The sequence below is a fragment of the Streptomyces sp. NPDC001443 genome (genome assembly GCF_053597355.1).
Window position 1 is genome coordinate 1 of the sequence record NZ_JBSFIA010000049.1, and the last position, 15107, is coordinate 15107.

General features: G+C 71.5%; 20 protein-coding genes. 2 read left to right on the plus strand and 18 right to left on the minus strand.

The window, feature by feature from the left end:
* Positions 1-64: 64 nt before the first annotated feature.
* The 12 genes from ACWC24_RS36025 to ACWC24_RS36080 all read right to left on the minus strand — a co-directional run bounded on the left by ACWC24_RS36025 (position 65) and on the right by ACWC24_RS36080 (position 8836).
* Positions 65-364: a hypothetical protein gene (locus ACWC24_RS36025; protein WP_450667122.1), complete on the minus strand. Its 300-nt coding sequence runs from the start codon at positions 362-364 to the stop codon at positions 65-67.
* The gene (locus tag ACWC24_RS36030; protein WP_450667123.1) at positions 361-747 is read right to left on the minus strand and encodes a hypothetical protein; all 387 of its coding nucleotides are present in this window, start codon (positions 745-747) and stop codon (positions 361-363) included. Before ACWC24_RS36030 ends, ACWC24_RS36025 begins: the two co-directional genes overlap by 4 nt.
* Complete coding sequence (locus tag ACWC24_RS36035) at positions 744-1766, minus strand: AAA family ATPase (protein WP_450667124.1); 1023 nt, start codon at positions 1764-1766, stop codon at positions 744-746. The genes ACWC24_RS36030 and ACWC24_RS36035 overlap by 4 nt, the downstream gene beginning before the upstream one ends.
* A 38-nt stretch (positions 1767-1804) precedes the next feature.
* Positions 1805-2260, minus strand: a complete 456-nt coding sequence (locus ACWC24_RS36040) for a transcriptional regulator (protein WP_450667125.1) — start codon at positions 2258-2260, stop codon at positions 1805-1807.
* 96 nt (positions 2261-2356) lie between these two features.
* The gene (locus ACWC24_RS36045; RefSeq protein ID WP_450667126.1) at positions 2357-2845 is read right to left on the minus strand and encodes a hypothetical protein; all 489 of its coding nucleotides are present in this window, start codon (positions 2843-2845) and stop codon (positions 2357-2359) included.
* Positions 2846-2948: 103 nt separating this feature from the next.
* On the minus strand, positions 2949-3524 hold the full coding sequence (locus ACWC24_RS36050) for a hypothetical protein (protein WP_450667127.1): 576 nt from the start codon (positions 3522-3524) through the stop codon (positions 2949-2951).
* A gap of 282 nt (positions 3525-3806) precedes the next feature.
* Positions 3807-4688 carry a hypothetical protein gene (locus tag ACWC24_RS36055; protein ID WP_450667128.1) on the minus strand — a complete coding sequence of 294 codons (882 nt, stop codon included), beginning with the start codon at positions 4686-4688 and terminating at the stop codon, positions 3807-3809.
* A 100-nt stretch (positions 4689-4788) separates the two neighbouring features.
* Positions 4789-5577 (minus strand): hypothetical protein, encoded by a 789-nt coding sequence (locus tag ACWC24_RS36060; RefSeq protein WP_450667129.1) that lies wholly within the window; start codon positions 5575-5577, stop codon positions 4789-4791.
* 99 nt (positions 5578-5676) lie between these two features.
* Positions 5677-6072 (minus strand): RapZ C-terminal domain-containing protein, encoded by a 396-nt coding sequence (locus ACWC24_RS36065; protein ID WP_450667130.1) that lies wholly within the window; start codon positions 6070-6072, stop codon positions 5677-5679.
* A 17-nt stretch (positions 6073-6089) separates the two neighbouring features.
* Positions 6090-7004 (minus strand): DUF6919 domain-containing protein, encoded by a 915-nt coding sequence (locus tag ACWC24_RS36070; protein ID WP_450667131.1) that lies wholly within the window; start codon positions 7002-7004, stop codon positions 6090-6092.
* A gap of 165 nt (positions 7005-7169) precedes the next feature.
* Positions 7170-8345, minus strand: a complete 1176-nt coding sequence (locus ACWC24_RS36075; protein WP_450667132.1) for a DUF4097 family beta strand repeat-containing protein — start codon at positions 8343-8345, stop codon at positions 7170-7172.
* A 41-nt stretch (positions 8346-8386) separates the two neighbouring features.
* Entirely contained in the window at positions 8387-8836 is a 450-nt protein-coding gene (locus ACWC24_RS36080; RefSeq protein ID WP_450667133.1) for an RRQRL motif-containing zinc-binding protein, read from the minus strand.
* A 94-nt stretch (positions 8837-8930) separates the two neighbouring features.
* Here ACWC24_RS36080 and ACWC24_RS36085 point away from each other — a divergent pair, with 94 nt between their 5' ends.
* On the plus strand, positions 8931-9161 hold the full coding sequence (locus tag ACWC24_RS36085; protein WP_450667134.1) for a hypothetical protein: 231 nt from the start codon (positions 8931-8933) through the stop codon (positions 9159-9161).
* Positions 9162-9198: 37 nt separating this feature from the next.
* Complete coding sequence (locus ACWC24_RS36090) at positions 9199-9540, plus strand: GIY-YIG nuclease family protein (RefSeq protein WP_450667135.1); 342 nt, start codon at positions 9199-9201, stop codon at positions 9538-9540.
* A 131-nt stretch (positions 9541-9671) separates the two neighbouring features.
* Here ACWC24_RS36090 and ACWC24_RS36095 read toward each other — a convergent pair whose 3' ends face one another.
* The 6 genes from ACWC24_RS36095 to ACWC24_RS36120 form a co-directional block, all read right to left on the minus strand.
* Positions 9672-10397 carry a hypothetical protein gene (locus ACWC24_RS36095; protein WP_450667136.1) on the minus strand — a complete coding sequence of 242 codons (726 nt, stop codon included), beginning with the start codon at positions 10395-10397 and terminating at the stop codon, positions 9672-9674.
* 124 nt (positions 10398-10521) lie between these two features.
* Positions 10522-10875, minus strand: coding sequence for a hypothetical protein (locus tag ACWC24_RS36100; RefSeq protein WP_450667137.1), 354 nt, complete (start codon positions 10873-10875; stop codon positions 10522-10524).
* On the minus strand, positions 10868-11398 hold the full coding sequence (locus ACWC24_RS36105) for a hypothetical protein (RefSeq protein WP_450667138.1): 531 nt from the start codon (positions 11396-11398) through the stop codon (positions 10868-10870). Before ACWC24_RS36105 ends, ACWC24_RS36100 begins: the two co-directional genes overlap by 8 nt.
* A 443-nt stretch (positions 11399-11841) precedes the next feature.
* Positions 11842-12474: a hypothetical protein gene (locus ACWC24_RS36110; RefSeq protein ID WP_450667139.1), complete on the minus strand. Its 633-nt coding sequence runs from the start codon at positions 12472-12474 to the stop codon at positions 11842-11844.
* 86 nt (positions 12475-12560) lie between these two features.
* On the minus strand, positions 12561-12848 hold the full coding sequence (locus ACWC24_RS36115; protein ID WP_450667140.1) for a hypothetical protein: 288 nt from the start codon (positions 12846-12848) through the stop codon (positions 12561-12563).
* A 24-nt stretch (positions 12849-12872) separates the two neighbouring features.
* The gene (locus tag ACWC24_RS36120) at positions 12873-14936 is read right to left on the minus strand and encodes a hypothetical protein (RefSeq protein WP_450667141.1); all 2064 of its coding nucleotides are present in this window, start codon (positions 14934-14936) and stop codon (positions 12873-12875) included.
* Between the last annotated feature and the right edge of the window lie 171 nt (positions 14937-15107).

The following is a 15107-nucleotide window of genomic DNA, read 5'->3' on the forward strand; positions in this document are numbered from 1 at the left end:
CGGGTGTGCTGGCGGTGGCCGCGCAGGGTCCCGTGCTCGATGCCTTCTTCCTGGCCGATCAGGCTCACGGGGTGGCTCCTTTCGGTGTGGTGGGGTTCGGGCGGGTGGGCTGCTGCTGGCTGTCCATGAGGGCGAGGAACTCCCGGCCGAGGCCGACATCGGCCAGCAGCACCCGCAGGATCGAGGCGAGGCCGTCGCGTTCGATCGGGTTGAGGCGGTCCCAGAGCGCGTGGGCGTCGCGGTGGGCGCAGAGCGCCTTCAGGTAGTCGGTCTCGGTGGTGGCCGTGCGTTTGGCGCCGCAACGGCCGCAGCTGAAGGTCGCCTGGTCCCATCCCTGTGGTGCTGTGCTGGAGGCCGCGCTCACCGGTCGCCCCCGTCCTGCGAGTCGAGGGGGGAGGGGAGTTGGGCGAGCAGCAGGCGCAGGGTCCGGGCCCTCACCACGGCGGGCTCGGTGAGGTCGCCGCAGGACAGCCAGTGGGCGAGGTCGCGGTGCCCGGTGATGTCCGCGGTGTAGATCGCGGTCGGCGTGCGCCCGTCACCGCCGTCGATCCACGCCTGAAGAGTGATCCGGCAGGTCTCGGGGTCGGGGTCGGCGCCGACCGACCGGCCCGCGTCGGCGTTGGTGAGGATCGCGGCCGGAGCGCTGGGGCCCATGGTCGGCTCCCATGCCTCCCCGAGCCCCGCGCGCAGCGCGTCGCCGAGCCGTTCGACCGGGTCCCGGATCGGTTCGATGAGAGATGCGTTCACGACCGGGCCGCCTCCGCGTACGGCGTGGGCACCTGGTCGTGGCCCTCGGGGTCGCCGTCCGGGTCGGCTCCTGCCTCCCAGTCGGCCACCTCGTGGTCGATCTCGCTCTCGTAGCCGCAGCCCTGGCAGATCAGGCCGTCGCCGATCTCGTGCTGGCCCTGGTAGGCGCGTAGCAGGTCGGTGGCGCTGTATGCGGGCAGCCAGGCCGGGCCGCACTTCTCGTCATCGTCGCGGCCGGCTTCGGTGGGGCAGGGCACCAGGACGTCGAAGCCGTAGTTGCCTTCGCCGTCGGCGTCGCGCCGGAAAGCCAGGGTGCGGTAGTCGCCGGCGACTTCGAGGACGACGATGCGGTCCTCACCGGTGACGAGGTCGGAGTGGTCCTTCCAGGTCGCCAGGCGGGCGATCTCGGGGCCGAAGAAGCGGCGCAGGAGGGCTTCGTCGCCCAGGCCGTCGCCGCCGTCCAGGCCCAGCTCGCGGCGCCGGGTGTCGCTGGCCCGCTGCAGCAGCGCGCCGAGCCGGCCCAGCCGCTGGATGGCGGGGGTGAACTCGACGTAGTCGAAGCCTTCGTGGCGCAGGTGGGCGGGGGAGGCGGCGGCCATGTCCTGGTGCTGGGCGCGGACGGTGTCCTCGGGGACGTGGCGGTCGCCGGTGCGGGTGGCGTTGCGGGCCAGGCACACCTCCAGGGGAGTGGGCACGATCAGGGCGACGGTGGGGATGCCGTAGCGGCGGGCCGTTGCCAGGAGCGTGGCCCGGTCTTCGGTGTCGGTGGAGGTGGCGTCGATGACGGAGGTCAGCCCGCGGCGCAGGCGTGCCTCGAGGACGCGGAGGAGGGCGAAGACGGCGTCGCCAGTGGCGGACTGGTCACCGGGCGAGTCCGAGACCAGGGCCCGGTAGTGGTCGAGGTTGAGGACCTGGGTGGGTTCCCAGGTGCTGGCCAGGGTGGACTTGCCCGAGCCGGCCGGGCCGATCAGGACGATGACGGCCGGGTCGGGGAAGTCGGTGTCGAGGAACGCTGTCACGGTGGGGCTCCCTGCGGGACGAAAGGCTGCTGAGGGACTCACTTGGAGGCCGCGATGGTGGCCGCGACCGTCTCCACGGCGTGGTGGAACGCCTGGTCAAGGGCGTAGGCGCCGCCCAGCGGGCCGCCCAGGGTGTAGAAGTTGCCCTTGCCGGTGGCGTCTGCGATGGCCTTGAGGTGGATACGCCGGTCGGCCCACCAGTGGGTGCCTGCGGACAGGGCGAGCGCGGCGGCGACCCGGCCCGGCTTCAGGCGCAGGCCGAAGACGCGGGATCCGGCGTACAGGACGGCGGCCTGCGTGGCGGTGTAGGTGGCGACGTGCGCGGTGCACGCGATGCGTCCGGCGCGGCTGGTCTGTCCTTCGTTGCGGTCGTGCTGGCCCTTGGTGACGGCCTGGTGGTCGGACTGGATCCAGTGGTCGCCGAGGTCCCCGGCCATACGCAGCAGGGCGTAGGCGGCGGCGAAACGGGTGGCTTGGGTGCTGTTCTCGGTCATGCTGGAGGTGCTCCTCTTCTCCAGTGTGGGCTGCGGGAGTTGCCAGGGGGCGGCCGCGGGCGTTCTTGGTCGGATGCGGCGGCCGCCCCCGGGCAGTTACTTCGTGGTGGGGGCGTGCGGGTCCGGGACGCTGGCGCAGTCCTCGTCGTGCTGGTGCGCGGCGCGGCCGCCGGTGCGGCGCAGGTCGGCGAGGATCTCCATCAGGTCCTCCTCGCCCTCCAGCTGGAAGTCGACGTAGCCGCGGCCGCAGGCGCAGGGCACGATCAGCGTGAGGACGTCGCGGGCGCCGTCGGCCTCGCTGATGTGGAGGGTGTGGTGCAGCCACAGGCCGCCCTCCAGCCAGGCGATGGCGCTGGCCTCCAGCCGGTTGTCTTTCACCGAGGTCTGGCCGGCCCAGTCCATGTCCTCCAGGACCTGGCCGATGGTGGAGCCGTAGACGTTGTAGACGTGGTGAGCGGCGGCAGTCTGGGCGTCGTCGCGCTGCTCGGCGTCGGTGTAGTCGTCGCCGACCATCGCGAACAGGCGGGCCAGCGGGGAGTCGTCGTCCAGCGCGGAGGTGACGGGCGATTCGAGAATGTCGGTCACAGGGTCTCCTTGGTGCGTTTCGGGGATCGGGCCCATCTGCCCGGTCCTCCGCACCGCCCCAGCCCAGTGGGTGGGGTTGGGGCAGCACGGAGATGGGGCAGCGTCAGGCCGCCGTCTGAACCGCATCGCCATCGGCGAGCTGCTGGAGGAGCTCCTGGAGCTGGAGGAGGGACGTGAGCACGATCGGCTCGTCGGAGTCCGGGGCCACGAACCGGAACGCGGTCTCGGGGACAGGGCCGGGCTGGTAGAGGACGTACGCGTCGAAGGCGAGTTCGTAGCGGGCGGTGCCGTCCTTCTCCCCCTCCCACTCGACGGCGGAGCCCAGCAGTTCGCTGCCGTGGTCGAGGGTCCATGAGTCGGTGGCTGCCCGCTGTGCGGCGTCCGCGCAGATGGCGTCGGCAAGACGGTCGAAGACGTCCGCCGGGCTGAGCGGGGTGGGGGCTTCGTCCTCGTGGTGGGTGGCGGCAGTGGTCACGGCGTGTCCGGCGCCTGCGACGAGGCCGCCGATTCCGGCGGCGGCCGCACGCCAGGTGGTGTCGGCGCCGACGGTGGCGGCGTAGGTGACCCAGCCGCCGGCAGCAGCAGCAGTCAGGGTGAAGAGCACGCTGCAGCTGTTGGCTAAGAACGTCACGACCTTGGTGCGGCGGCGTGTGGTCTGGCTGTGTGCGGTGGGGGCCATGGAGTGGTCCTTCGGGTGTCGGGTGAGGTGAACACCTCGTGGTGGGGCCGGAGTTGGTGGCAGCTGTGGGGAGGGTTGAGCGGTCTGCGGGGGTGCGCCGTGCCGGGGGCGGGCTGAGGGTGTGGAAGCCTCAGGTGTCCTTCGGGCAGCTCACCCCGTGCCCCCGACCAGACCGGCGTCCACCAGCCCCGACCGTGGGTCACGATCAGGCAACGCGTTGGCTGGTCGGGGCTGTGGTTGGGGCTGTGGTCGGGCCGACCACGCGGTGGGGAGGGCGTGGTCTCAGGCCGCCGTCGTGGCGGGGCTCGGGTGGGCGTCCGTCGGCGACGCGTCCCCGCTCGTCTCCTGGTCTTCGGGGGCGGCGGCGTCGGGCGCGAGACGGAGCCTGTGCTGGTAGAGGCGCTCGTTGATGACGTCGACGGCCTCGGTGTGCGTGACGTCGACGATGCCTTGAGCGGCCGCCCGCCGCTGGATGACGTCGCTGGTGATGCTCGCGCACGTCAGGTCGTCCTCGAGCTGGCCGGCGAGAGCCCGGTCGACGATGCGGGCGAGCTGCTCGGCGCGCTCGTCGGCCGGGATGGGCATGGTGTGGCGGGAGTCGAGCAGCTGCAGGAGGTGGGCCGGTCCGGTCAGGACGGTGGTGCCGTCGCCGGTCTCCAGCGTGTACTGCTCGGTCCAGCCCGCCGACAGCGTGGTGCCGAGATCGCTGTGGTCGGGCTGGTATCGCAGGTACTGGCCGGGGGACAGGTAGTAGGCGGCGGTGCCGTCCTCGTAGCCGTGCCAGAGGGCGTCGTGCCGGGCAGGGTTGCGCAGGTCGCTCCAGTACCAGCGGGACTTGGCCTTGCGCGCGGCGTCGGTGGCGGCCTGCGCCGCGATGCGGGGCCGGGCCTGGTCGTAGCTTGCGGCCGGGGCTTCGGGGGCGGTGCCGTTCAAGGTGCTGCGCCAGGTGCCGGTGGCGGTGTTCAGCACGCTGTCGGTGACGATCGCGGCCGCCAGGCCGGCGGCCACGCCGGCGGCGAGGCGGCTTGCGGGGCCGTGCCGGTCGGTGGTGCGGGCGTGTGCGATGCGCCCGACCGTGGCGCCGACGGCCACGCCGCCGATCACTCCCATGCCGTCGAGCAGGTTCGCGCCGAAGGTACGCGCGGTGGAGGAGGAGGGATTCACGAACACTCCTTGCCGGGTAGGGGGCCGGGTCTTGTCCGGTCCTCCGCGCCGTCCCAGCCCTGTGGGCGGGGTTGGGGCGGCGCAGGGGGCCGTCAAGGGCTCAGGCGTTCGCGAGGGCGGGGACGTTCGTGTCGAGAGCGGCGCCGAGCAGGAGCGTGCGGATGCTCTTCTGGTAGTCGCCTCGGCAGATGCGGTCGTGCAGCAGCTGGCCGGCCGTGAGGCACGAGGCGCGGCGGCTGATCGCGGCGACGGCGTCCTCGGCGGCGCCGACGGCGGTCGCGGCCTTCTCGGCAGCGGCCCGGGCGAGTTCCTGCGCCACTTCCTTGGCCGCCTCCCGCCGGGAGTAGTCCGCCTTGTTGCGCACCCAGCAGCACAGCGCGTGGGTGTCGTTCAGGCGCTCGTTCCAGGCCTCGTAGCGCTGGCGGGTGCCGTCGGGGTCGGTCTGCCACTCGTCGGCCCACTGTCGGGCCAGGTCGGGGAGCTGGCGGTCGATGAGGTCGAAGACCTGCTGGCCGCGGTGCCCGAAGGCCCTCCAGATCTGGGTCTCTTCCACGACCTTCAGCTGGTGGCACAGGACCCAGTACGGGTAGTACGTACCGCCCCAGTTGCCCGTCTCCCCGAGCGGTTCGACGATCCAGAGCCGGACCGGCCATTCGACCGGCCACTCACAGCGGCGCTCGAGGATCTGCCCGATGCCGCGCTGGGTGTAGGTGCGGAAGTAGGAGAACGCGCTGTCGTCGTACCAGGGGCGGCCCGGGGTGGGGTGGTCGACGACCTGGCCCACGTGCTCGGCGAGGTTGACGGTCGCGTACTGGCTGCTGGGCCCGGCGGTGGGCGGGACGGTGCCGTCGGGCATGGTCACCATGTAGTGGATCGGCGCCTTGGTCACGGATGGCCTCCGAGAGAGTGTCTGCGATGTGGGGCCGGACTGTCCGGTCCTCCGCAACGCCCCACCCCTGTGGGCGGGTTGGGGCGGCACGGGGAGCCGTCAGGCTGTGGCGCGGTCGACGACGGGCTGGTGCAGGTCGCGGTGGTGGAGAGCGACCTGGTGGCCGCGGCGGCGCAGGCGCCGAGCGAGCAGGTAGGCCGTGACGGCGGCGCGATGCCTGCCTCCCGCACAGCCGACCGCGATATACAGCGGATGCTGTCCGGCCGCGGGGCCCCGGGCGTAGGCCTGGGCCTGGGCGACGGTGGCGGCGAGCAGCTGCTCGATGCCCGGGGTGCGCTTCACGGCCCGGATGACCTTGCGGTGCCGGGCGGTCAGGGTGCGCAGGCTCGGGTCGAAGTGCGGGTCACGGAAGTGCTGGCGCAGGTCGAGCACGATGTGCGCGTCGGCAGGCCGGGGACCGTGGAGGTGCCCGAACGAGGTGATGCGGATATCCATGGGGGAGGCCTCCGGACTCAGGACGGGCCGGTGGCCCACGGGTCGTCGAACTCGCTGCCGAACGGGCGGGCGGCCGCGGGGGACGGCTGTTCGGCCGCTTCCTCGTCCTCGTCGCCGTAGCCGTCGGCTGCCTCACAGCCCAGAGAGCAGTACGACCCGGCGTGGAAGAAGGGGGCGCCGCACAGCGCGCATTCCTTCTCTTCGCCGTCGCAGTTCTTCGACCAGTCGATGATCACGCTGGGGTCGATGCAGGCCTGGCAGCGCCCGTCGGCCTGGTCCAGGACGCCGGAACAGCCGTCGCCGCAGACCTGCCCGTCGATCGCGGTGCAGCCGCACTCCCGGCACACGATCGCGGGGGCGGGGGCGGGAACGGCAGGCCCGGTCGCGGCGGCAAGCGTGTCCCAAAGGAGGGTGCTGGGGCCGAACTCCGGACCGACGAGGGTGATTTGGAGGGTGGGTGCGACGGCGTCCACGGCGTGGGGGAGCTTCCGCCAGAGCGCTTTGAGGTCCTCCAGGCCGAGGGCCTGGCCGAAGACGCCGTCGGGGCCGTCGCCGGTGGTGACGGTGATGCCCTTGCCGGGCCCGTCGTAGAAGGCGTCGTACCAGTCGTTGAGGACCATGTGGAGGCCGGCCTTTTCGCCGGCGTCGACCAGCCGGCGGATGAGGGCCGGGTCGGAGACGAAGCCCTGCACTGCGGCCCGCTGCTGCAACTGCACGTCGAGGAAGCCCGCCTGAGCGGCGGTGATGAGGTATCCGCCGCGGTTGGCGGCCGCGAGGACGGCGATGTGCTCGGTCACGGTGGGGTGCGGGCGGTGGTTGATGCGATGGCCGGGAAGGCTGTGTACGGTGCCCTCCCACCAGTCGGCAGTTGCCTGGGCGAGGTCGCCGAAGGAGCGGGCGGCATGCCAGCGGGCGCGGTCGGCGCGGCTCATCCATAAGCGCCTCATGTGGTCCTCCAAGCAGCGGTGAATCGGTGGGTGACCCGGCCCGGACGTGGTCACGGGCACGCCCGGGCCGGGCTGTGTGGGCCGAGCGGCCACCACCGACCCCGACCCACCACAGCGGGGTGGCGGTCGGGGCCGACAGAAGCCGTCCGGTCAGCTCTTGCGGACGTCGCCGTTGCGGGTCTTGGTCGACACGGCGAGGTCGCTGCGGCCGGATACGCCGCGCAGGCGGATGTCGCCGTTGTAAGTGCGCGCCTCGACGCGGCCGTTGGCGGTGCGGGAGACGGTCAGGCGGATGTCGCCGTTGTAGGTGACGAGTTTCGCTTCGCCGCCGGAGTAGCTGTCGATCTCGTTGTCGCCGTTGTAGGTCTCCAGGTCGGCCCATTCCTGGACGGCGTCGATGACGTTGTTGCCGTTGTAGCCGCGGACCTTGACCCGGCCGAGGACGCCGGCGTTCAGGTTGCCGTTTTGGGTCTTGAAGTCGAGGGCGGCGAGGGCGCCGCGGACGGTCAGCGGCGCGTTGTAGGAGTCCATCTTCACGCCGGATCCGGGCGGGAGGATGACATCGACCTCGACGGGGTTGTGCCCGCCGCCGCTGATCCCGCCGATGGTCATGTTGCCGTTGCCGTCGATGGTCACTCCGGTCAACGTGGTGCCCGGGCCGACGTAGGAGACGTTCTGGTAGACCGTGCCGCCCCTCACGCGCATGTTGTTGACGACGGTGGCCTCCGTCTTCGGGACAACGACGGTCAGGACGTCCCCGTTCAGCCTGATGGTGGCCTTGCGGGCGGCGTAGGCCGACGGGCCGCTGGTGTCCTTGGTCCGTACGGTGGCGCTGGCGACGGTGGCGGCCGGGTCGACGGTGACGGTGACGACGCCATCCGGGCAGGTGATATCGGCGAGGTACGGCCGCGCGGCGGGCGCCTCCTGCTCCTGGCCAGTGCCGGTCTCGGACTTCGTGGTGTTGACGCTGGCCTGGCTGGTGAGCAGGGTGACGACCTCGGCGGCCGCGGCGGCGGGCAGCCCGTGTGCGCGCACCAGTTCACCCTTGGGGTCCTGGCCGCTGGTGATGGCGCGCTGGTAGGTGTCGCGGTAGCCCGGCAGTTGCTTGTCGAACATCGCTCGGACGAACTCGCTCGCCCAGGTCTCGCCCTGCGCGACCATCTGCAGGACGGCCTTCTGGAACTCGTCCTGCGCCTGCGCCTCGGGCATGGAAGAGGCGATGGTGATGAAAAGGCCGGTCGCCATGACGGCCGCGTGCTCGCTGAGGCCGTACTCGGTCGCGAAGTCGCGGACCAGTTCGTTGCGCATGTCGTCGGTGAACTGCACAGGGATCCCCCCAAGTGGCGGTCGGAAATGGGTGTGGTCGTTCAGCGGGAGCCGGTCAGGCGGTCCGCACCGACGGGCGTGTTCACGTAGGAGCTGGGGTGCGCGGGGGTGCCCTCGTGGCACTCCAGGCAGACCCCGAGAGAGGTCTTGAGGCAGCCGTAGAAGCGGCGGCCGCAGTCGGGGCAGGTCTGGCGGGCGGCCATGGCCCGGTCGAGCGCATACTCCTGGGCGAGGGTCATCGGCCGGACCGGCTGCGCCTTGGCGATCTCGTACAGGTAGCCGTTCTTCGGGCCGAGGGTTTCGACTTCGGCGACGACTTCCAGTCCGCGGATGCTGAGACCCATCGCGCGTAACTGTCGTTTGGTGGCGAGTCCTTCAGGTGCTTGGTTGCGCTTGTAGACCGGGATGGTGGTCTCAGGCCCGGTGGGGGCGTACGGGTCGACGTCGACCAGGTCGTCGTTGGTGTGTGGGTCGAAGTCGGCTGCGCGCACGAGTCCCCCTCGCCGGATTACCGATCCTCTGTTGCGATACAAAGTAGCGATACAGAAGAGCGATGCGCAACCGTGTAGCGATACTCTGTTGCGTATGGATGTTGAGCAGGCACTGGATCAGGCCACTCGGCGGTACAGAGAGACCGAGGAAGCCCACGACGAGGCACGAAAGGCCGCCGTCGTAGCTGTAGTTGCGGCACTGAAGGGCGGGATGCGGCCAACCGATGTGACGGAGCGATCTCCGTTCACCGCGGCCTACGTTCGACGGATCGCCCGAGAGAACGGCATCGAGCCCGCGAGGCCCGGCCCCAAGAGCAGCAAGTAGGCAGTGTCGACCGACGAAACATCCGGGAGAGGAAGTCATGGGCAGCAGGGCAACAGCCGTCTATCGCTTATTCGACTCCGAGGGGACGCTGCTCTACGTGGGCATGTCTGTCAGCCCCGAGCGGAGGTTCGAAGAGCACTCCAAGAAGAAGCCGTGGTGGGGCGAGGTTGATGCAGCACAGACGGTCATCACTTGGTACAAGGACCGCTTCGCAGCAGCCGTAGTCGAGCAGCAGGACGAGCGCGCTGGCACCCCGCGCTACGGCAAGGATCAACCTGCGTTCGGCCGCCCGTTCCTGGCCAAGCTGGCGGCCGAGGGGTATGACACCGCCCCGATCCCGCCGCCCGCGCTCGAGTCCGCCTCTGCTGAGCAGCACTAGGGCGACACGTACGAGGTGCGCCGCATGGTGACAATCCGTGCGGCGCACCGCCATGTCCGGGCGTTGCCCACCTGGCCGTTCTCGACCCGGTCCGCGCGCGGGAGCGCGGGCCGGACGGGCAGCGGTCAGGGTCAGTTCAGCGACGGCGGCTGCTGGGTGGGGTCGTACGGCTTGTACGGGGTGAGGGTCGGCGGCACGTGGATCTCGGCGCGCACCTCGGGAGCCTCTACGTCGACGTGGACGTCGACCACCACGCGCCGGGTGAAGCTGATGCCCCGCAGGGCGAGGAGGGACAGGGCGGTCCAGGTGAGGACGGCGATGCCGGCGGCGACCTGGCGCCCCGGCTCGGGGGTGGCGATCCACACCATGGTCACGGTGGCCGCGCCCCATGCGGTCCAGGTGAGGCGGGCCGGGATGTTGCGGAGGTACCCGAGGAGGAAGGCAACGACGCCGACGGCCTGCCAGGTGCCGTACGCGGTGGTGGCGGTGATCGGCAGCGTCTGGGTGTGGGTGGCGAGGTAGGAGCGGACCGGCTGGTCGATGGTGGCGAGCAGGCCGGTGTGGTCGTCGCTGGTCGGGGTGGACCAGGGCAGAGCGCGCGCCATGTCGATCACGGTGGTGCCGATGCCGTACATCGAGAAGAGTGCGGCGAGGACGGCGGCCATAATGATGCTGGTCTTGATCCATCCGGCCATGAGCTTCCAGCCGTGGGTGGGGGCCATCCGCAGTTCGTGCAGGCGCAGGCCGAGCCAGCCGTGTGTGCCGCTGAACTGCCTCCACCAGGTGGAGGCCCGGGCGCGGGCGGAGGGCTCCTGCTCGCGCTCGGCGTGGGTGTCGGGGAACGGGGTGACGCTCATGTCGTGTCGCCTCTCGGGTCGGCGGGGTCGCTTCGGTGAGTGCTGGCAGGGCCGGTCGGCCTGGCCGGTCCCCGGAGCCACCGCGAAGGCGCGGGGCGCCGGGGGCCAGGCGGGCGGGCCGGGGTCAGGGGATGGTCGGGTTGGCCGTGTCGGTGCGGAGGTAGCGCTGTTCGTCGGCGTCCCAACAGGCGTGGGTGAGCAGCCGGTTGTAGTCCCCGATGGCGCCCTCGGTGCCGGGCGAGCACGGCACCAGGCCGAGGCCGGGCTGTTCGGTGAGCCACCAGTCCCACGCGCGGCATTCGGCAGCGCCGACGAAGGTGCCGCTCCAGCGGCTCTCGCATGCCCCGTCGTGCTCGCACATCAGGCGTTGGCGGCCGGTGTCGGGACAGTGCGCGGTGTCGCAGCCGTCGCCGTGGAGTTCGCCGGCGGCGACGCCGCAGTCGGGGCAGCGGGGCAGACGCGCGGTGGCCTCAGCCATCAAGTGCCTGCCCGGTGGGGAGGGTAGTCACGGTATCGACGGGCCAGCAGGGGCCAGCGCACGGGGTGCGGTCGGGCAACTGGTGGGGGTGGAGGATCGGGGCACCGCTGGCGGCGTGCATGCCGCGGTAACGCCACACGATGCCGGGGCGGCGGCGGGCGTCGTCGGCGGGCACGTAGTCGGCGGCCAGGTCGTAGGTGCGGCCGGTGGCCGAGTTGGTCCACGTGCCAGCCTGGTCCGAGACCTGGCTGATCAGGCCGCTGCCGGGGTCGGTGTACCGGGTGACGAGGGCGTCCAGCTGCGTGCGGATCCGCTCGGCGTTGGCGCGGATCCAGTCACCCACGAGGTGCTCCTGGCCGCGGGGCGCGTAGTACGTGGTGCTGTCGTGAGGGTCGGCTTCGAGTGCCTGGTCCAGGTGGGCCATGGCGGCAACCATCTCGGTGACGACGGGGGCTTCGACGCGGACGACTCTGGCCGCGTGCTGGCAGTACCGGATCTCGGCGGGGGCGGACGCGGTGGTCAACGAGGGCTCCTTGCGGGCGGGTTGAGGGGGCCGGGCGGCCTGACCGGTCCTCGCCCCGCCGCGTGCGGTGGTCGGGTCGAGGGCCGGACGGGTGGTCCGGATCACCGTGCGGACGGGGTGGTGCTGACGGCCGTGTGCGCGGGCGGCGTCTTGGTGGCGGCCGGGGCGTTGGTGCTGTGCTGGCCGATCAGAAAGCCGATGATCAGCGCGGCGACAGCGAAAGCCTTGTGACGGTTGGCCTGCCACCAGCTGGGCTTGGCGGGGGCGGCCAGCTGGAGGGTGAAGACGGGGCCGGTCTGCTGCTTGGTTATGAGGGATCGCTTCTTGGCGAGGACGAAGTGGGAAGGGAGTGCGGGCAGGCCGGTCGGCCTGGCCGGACCTCGGGGACGCCGGTGCGGGCGGGCCGAGGACCAGACAGGTCGGCAGGACGAACTGAGCGCCGGTTACTGCTTGTTGCGGTTGCGGTCGCCGACCTGGATGTTCACGTCGCCGCTGCGACCGATGAGCCGGTTGCCGCCGGTGTCGATCTGCGGGGCGAAGATCACCGTCTGTCCGCTGTCCGTTCCGGAGCCGGTGTCGCCTCCCATGTGGGCGGTGGCCTTGGCGAACAGGGCGCGGGCGATGACGGCGGCGCCGAACACGATCACGACGAGGGTGAGGCCGACCTTCCACAGGGTGTCGAGCAGGTCCACGAGGCCTCCCATGGCCGGGTTGGCGATGCGCAGGGCGAGGGCCCCTCCGAGGGCGAGGATGGTGAGGCTGCCGGAGGTGAGGCCTATTCCCTTGGCCCAGGACGGCATCGGCTGGCGCGGGGTGATGTCGACGGGGATGGGGTCCAAGCGGTGTTCGACGGGGCGGCCCCAGGCGATCCGGCCATCGGGCAGCTGGACCTGGACGGCGCCGGGAACGGGCACCTTGTAGAGGGTCAGCTCCGGGGCCTGCTGCACTGCCTGCCAGTGCGGTGGGACGGTCTCCACGACGGAGTAGTGCTGCGGGGCGGGCTGCCATATGGCGGTGGGCACGGTGGGGGAGTTAGGGCCGACTTCCTGGTCGACCAGGTACTGCTCGGTGTTCATCGGGCGCTCCAGGGGAGTCGGGCACGGCCGAGGCCGGCCCCTCGGGGGAGAAGGGGCCGGCCTCGGTGACTGGGGGCGGGTGGTGACTACCGCTCGCCGCGGCTTACGGCGCCCTCCAGCTCCGTGAGCGTGGCGTACTGGCGGGGGAGCCGGGAGCGGGCCTGGACGTGGACGCCGACGGCTCGGCCGACGGTCAGGAGTTCGGTCAGCAGGTCGCGGGCGGCCGGGTCCTGGACGAGGTCGGCGGCCTCGTCCAGGACGACGGTGACCGGCCCGGCCGGGGCGGCCTCTGTGCCCAGGTGGGCGGCCCGTCGGCGGACCAGATCGGTGGCCGCGGCCAGGAGCGGGAGCGGGCTGAGGTCGGTACTGGACACGTGGTTCCTCCTTCACGAGAGGGATCAGGCGACGGCCATGTAGTCGGCGTGGTCGGTGTGGACCCAGGCGCCATGCCCGAGGTTGGTGACGGGCACATTCGGGTCGTCCTTCATGCGGTTCAGCGCGGTACGCACCCGGGGGCCGGGCACGCCCAGCGACTTGGAGATGATCGCCGGGGCTGCGGGCTTGCCGTGCTTGTGGAGGAAGGCGACGATCTGCCGGGTGGTGTCGGACATCGTCGGCCCGTCGGGCTCGACGGCGTCCGGCACCTTCTCCATGGCCACGGCGGGCACCGGCGTCCTGGCGGGCTTCTTCGCCGGGGACGGCGCGGTGCCGGTGAACCGCTCGGGGTCGTAGGTGTACTGCTCGCCGGCGTTGCGCAGGGCGAGCATCAGGGCGTGCTCGTCGAGGATGTGCTGGATGATCGGCAGGGCGTCGATGCTGGCCTGCTCGATGCCGGTGGTTTCGCCCTCGTGGGCCAGGCCGAAGGGGTCCTCGACGTACGGGGCTCGCCACATCGCGGCCCGGTTGTCGGGTCCGGCGAGGTAGCCGAGGCCGCCGGTGCCGGTGCCGTCGTTGAACTCCTTCGGGATGGCGCCCGGGTCGACGCCGGCGAGGGCGGTGCCGACGGCCCGCTTGCCGGTCGCGGACGAACCGGAGCGCAGGACGGCGTTGTTGCCGCCCTGCAGCAGGTCGCGGATCAGGGTCTCGCCGCCCAACTCCGAGGCGTTGGGCGACTGGTTGGCGAGGCGGAACTTGATGCCGACCTTCCGGGCTTCCTTCGCGAGGTCACCGATGATCTTTACGGCTTCCTCTCCGTACTCGGGGTCGTTGAGCAGGTCGTGCGCCTCGTCGAGGGTGATGGAGATGAGCGGGTCCGGGTCGCCGGGCACGAAGAAGGCACGGCCGACGCGGGTGCGGCCCTTTTCGTCGACCCACTTCATGCGGTTGTAGCGCTGGCCGCGCTCCTTCATCAGGGCGTGGACGGCGCGCAGGACGACGGTGCCGAACGCATTGCCGGGGGCGAACACGGCGACGCCGTCGGGCCAGTCCGGCAGGGACAGGCCGGCCTGCGGGTCGATGACGATCGAGCACACCAGCGGGCTGCGCCGTTCGATGCCGAGCAGACCGTCCAGCAGGCGGGACTTGCCGGAGCCGGTGGTGCCGGTGACGAAGGAGTGCACGGCGCCGGAGCCCGGCAGGAAGAACCGGTAGTGGGCCTCTTCGCCGTCGTAGTAGATGCCGATCGGGGCGAGTCCGGTCTCCGGGTCCAGGACGTGCTGGGGGCCGAAGAGGGTGCCCTTCTTGAGCGGGTTCTCGGTGAACACGCTGATGCGGCCGCGGCGGGGGCCGAGCCGCTCCATCGCGATCAGGTCGAGGTCGTCGATGTCGAGCGCGGACGCGGTCTCCACCAGCCGGATCTCGAACGTCTTGTTCCTCGGCAGGAGGATCTCCGACGACCAGCCGCCCTTCGGCAGGGCGAGCGGTGAGATGAGCTTGCTCTTGGGGTACGGGCCGTCGGTGACGGCGGCGTACTCCATCCAGTCCAGCATCTGCCGGGTGAGCTCGGGGGCCTTCGCCGCAGGGCGTCGTCCCCAGCGGCGCCAGGCCCAGGCACCGTAGCCAAGCGACCAGGCCAGCGAGGCACCCCACCAGGGGTTCTCTCCCCACTCGGGTCCGCCGACGCTCGCCATGATGGTGAGCAGGGTGGAGCCGGTGACCGGCATGGACAGCCCGATGTAGCGGTCGGTGTCGCAGGGCAGGGTGCGGGCGGGCCGCCACTCGCCCTTCCACTTGACCAGGCCGGGCACCCAGCCCCAGGCGCCGGCCGCCGCGGCCCCGGCGAAGCCGAGGGTGAGGGCGGTCTTCCAGCCGTCAGGGGTGGCGGACAGCACTTCGCCGGCCGGACCCATGTTGGCGGCCAGGGAGGCGAGGGTGAGGCGGCCACGGTTGTCGAGCGCCCACTGCTGGAGGGTGCGGGACTGCTTCTTGCCGGTCGCCGCCTTGGCCAGGTTCTGGTTGGTCTGCGCGGCGACGAAGGCGGCGAGGTCGACGTACTGGGGGGTGGGGTTCTTCGGGGCGCGCACGGCGGGTTTCCCTTCATGCTCGGGGCGTTAAGGACGGGGGCGGGGCCCGGTGCTCCCCACCGCCTCCGAACCGCGCCGGTGAAGCGTGCGGGTCGGGGGCGTCTGGGCAACACAGGGGCCGGGCCCGCCAGTTGCGGGCCCGGTGCCAGGGGGTTGCAAGGTGAAGGAGGC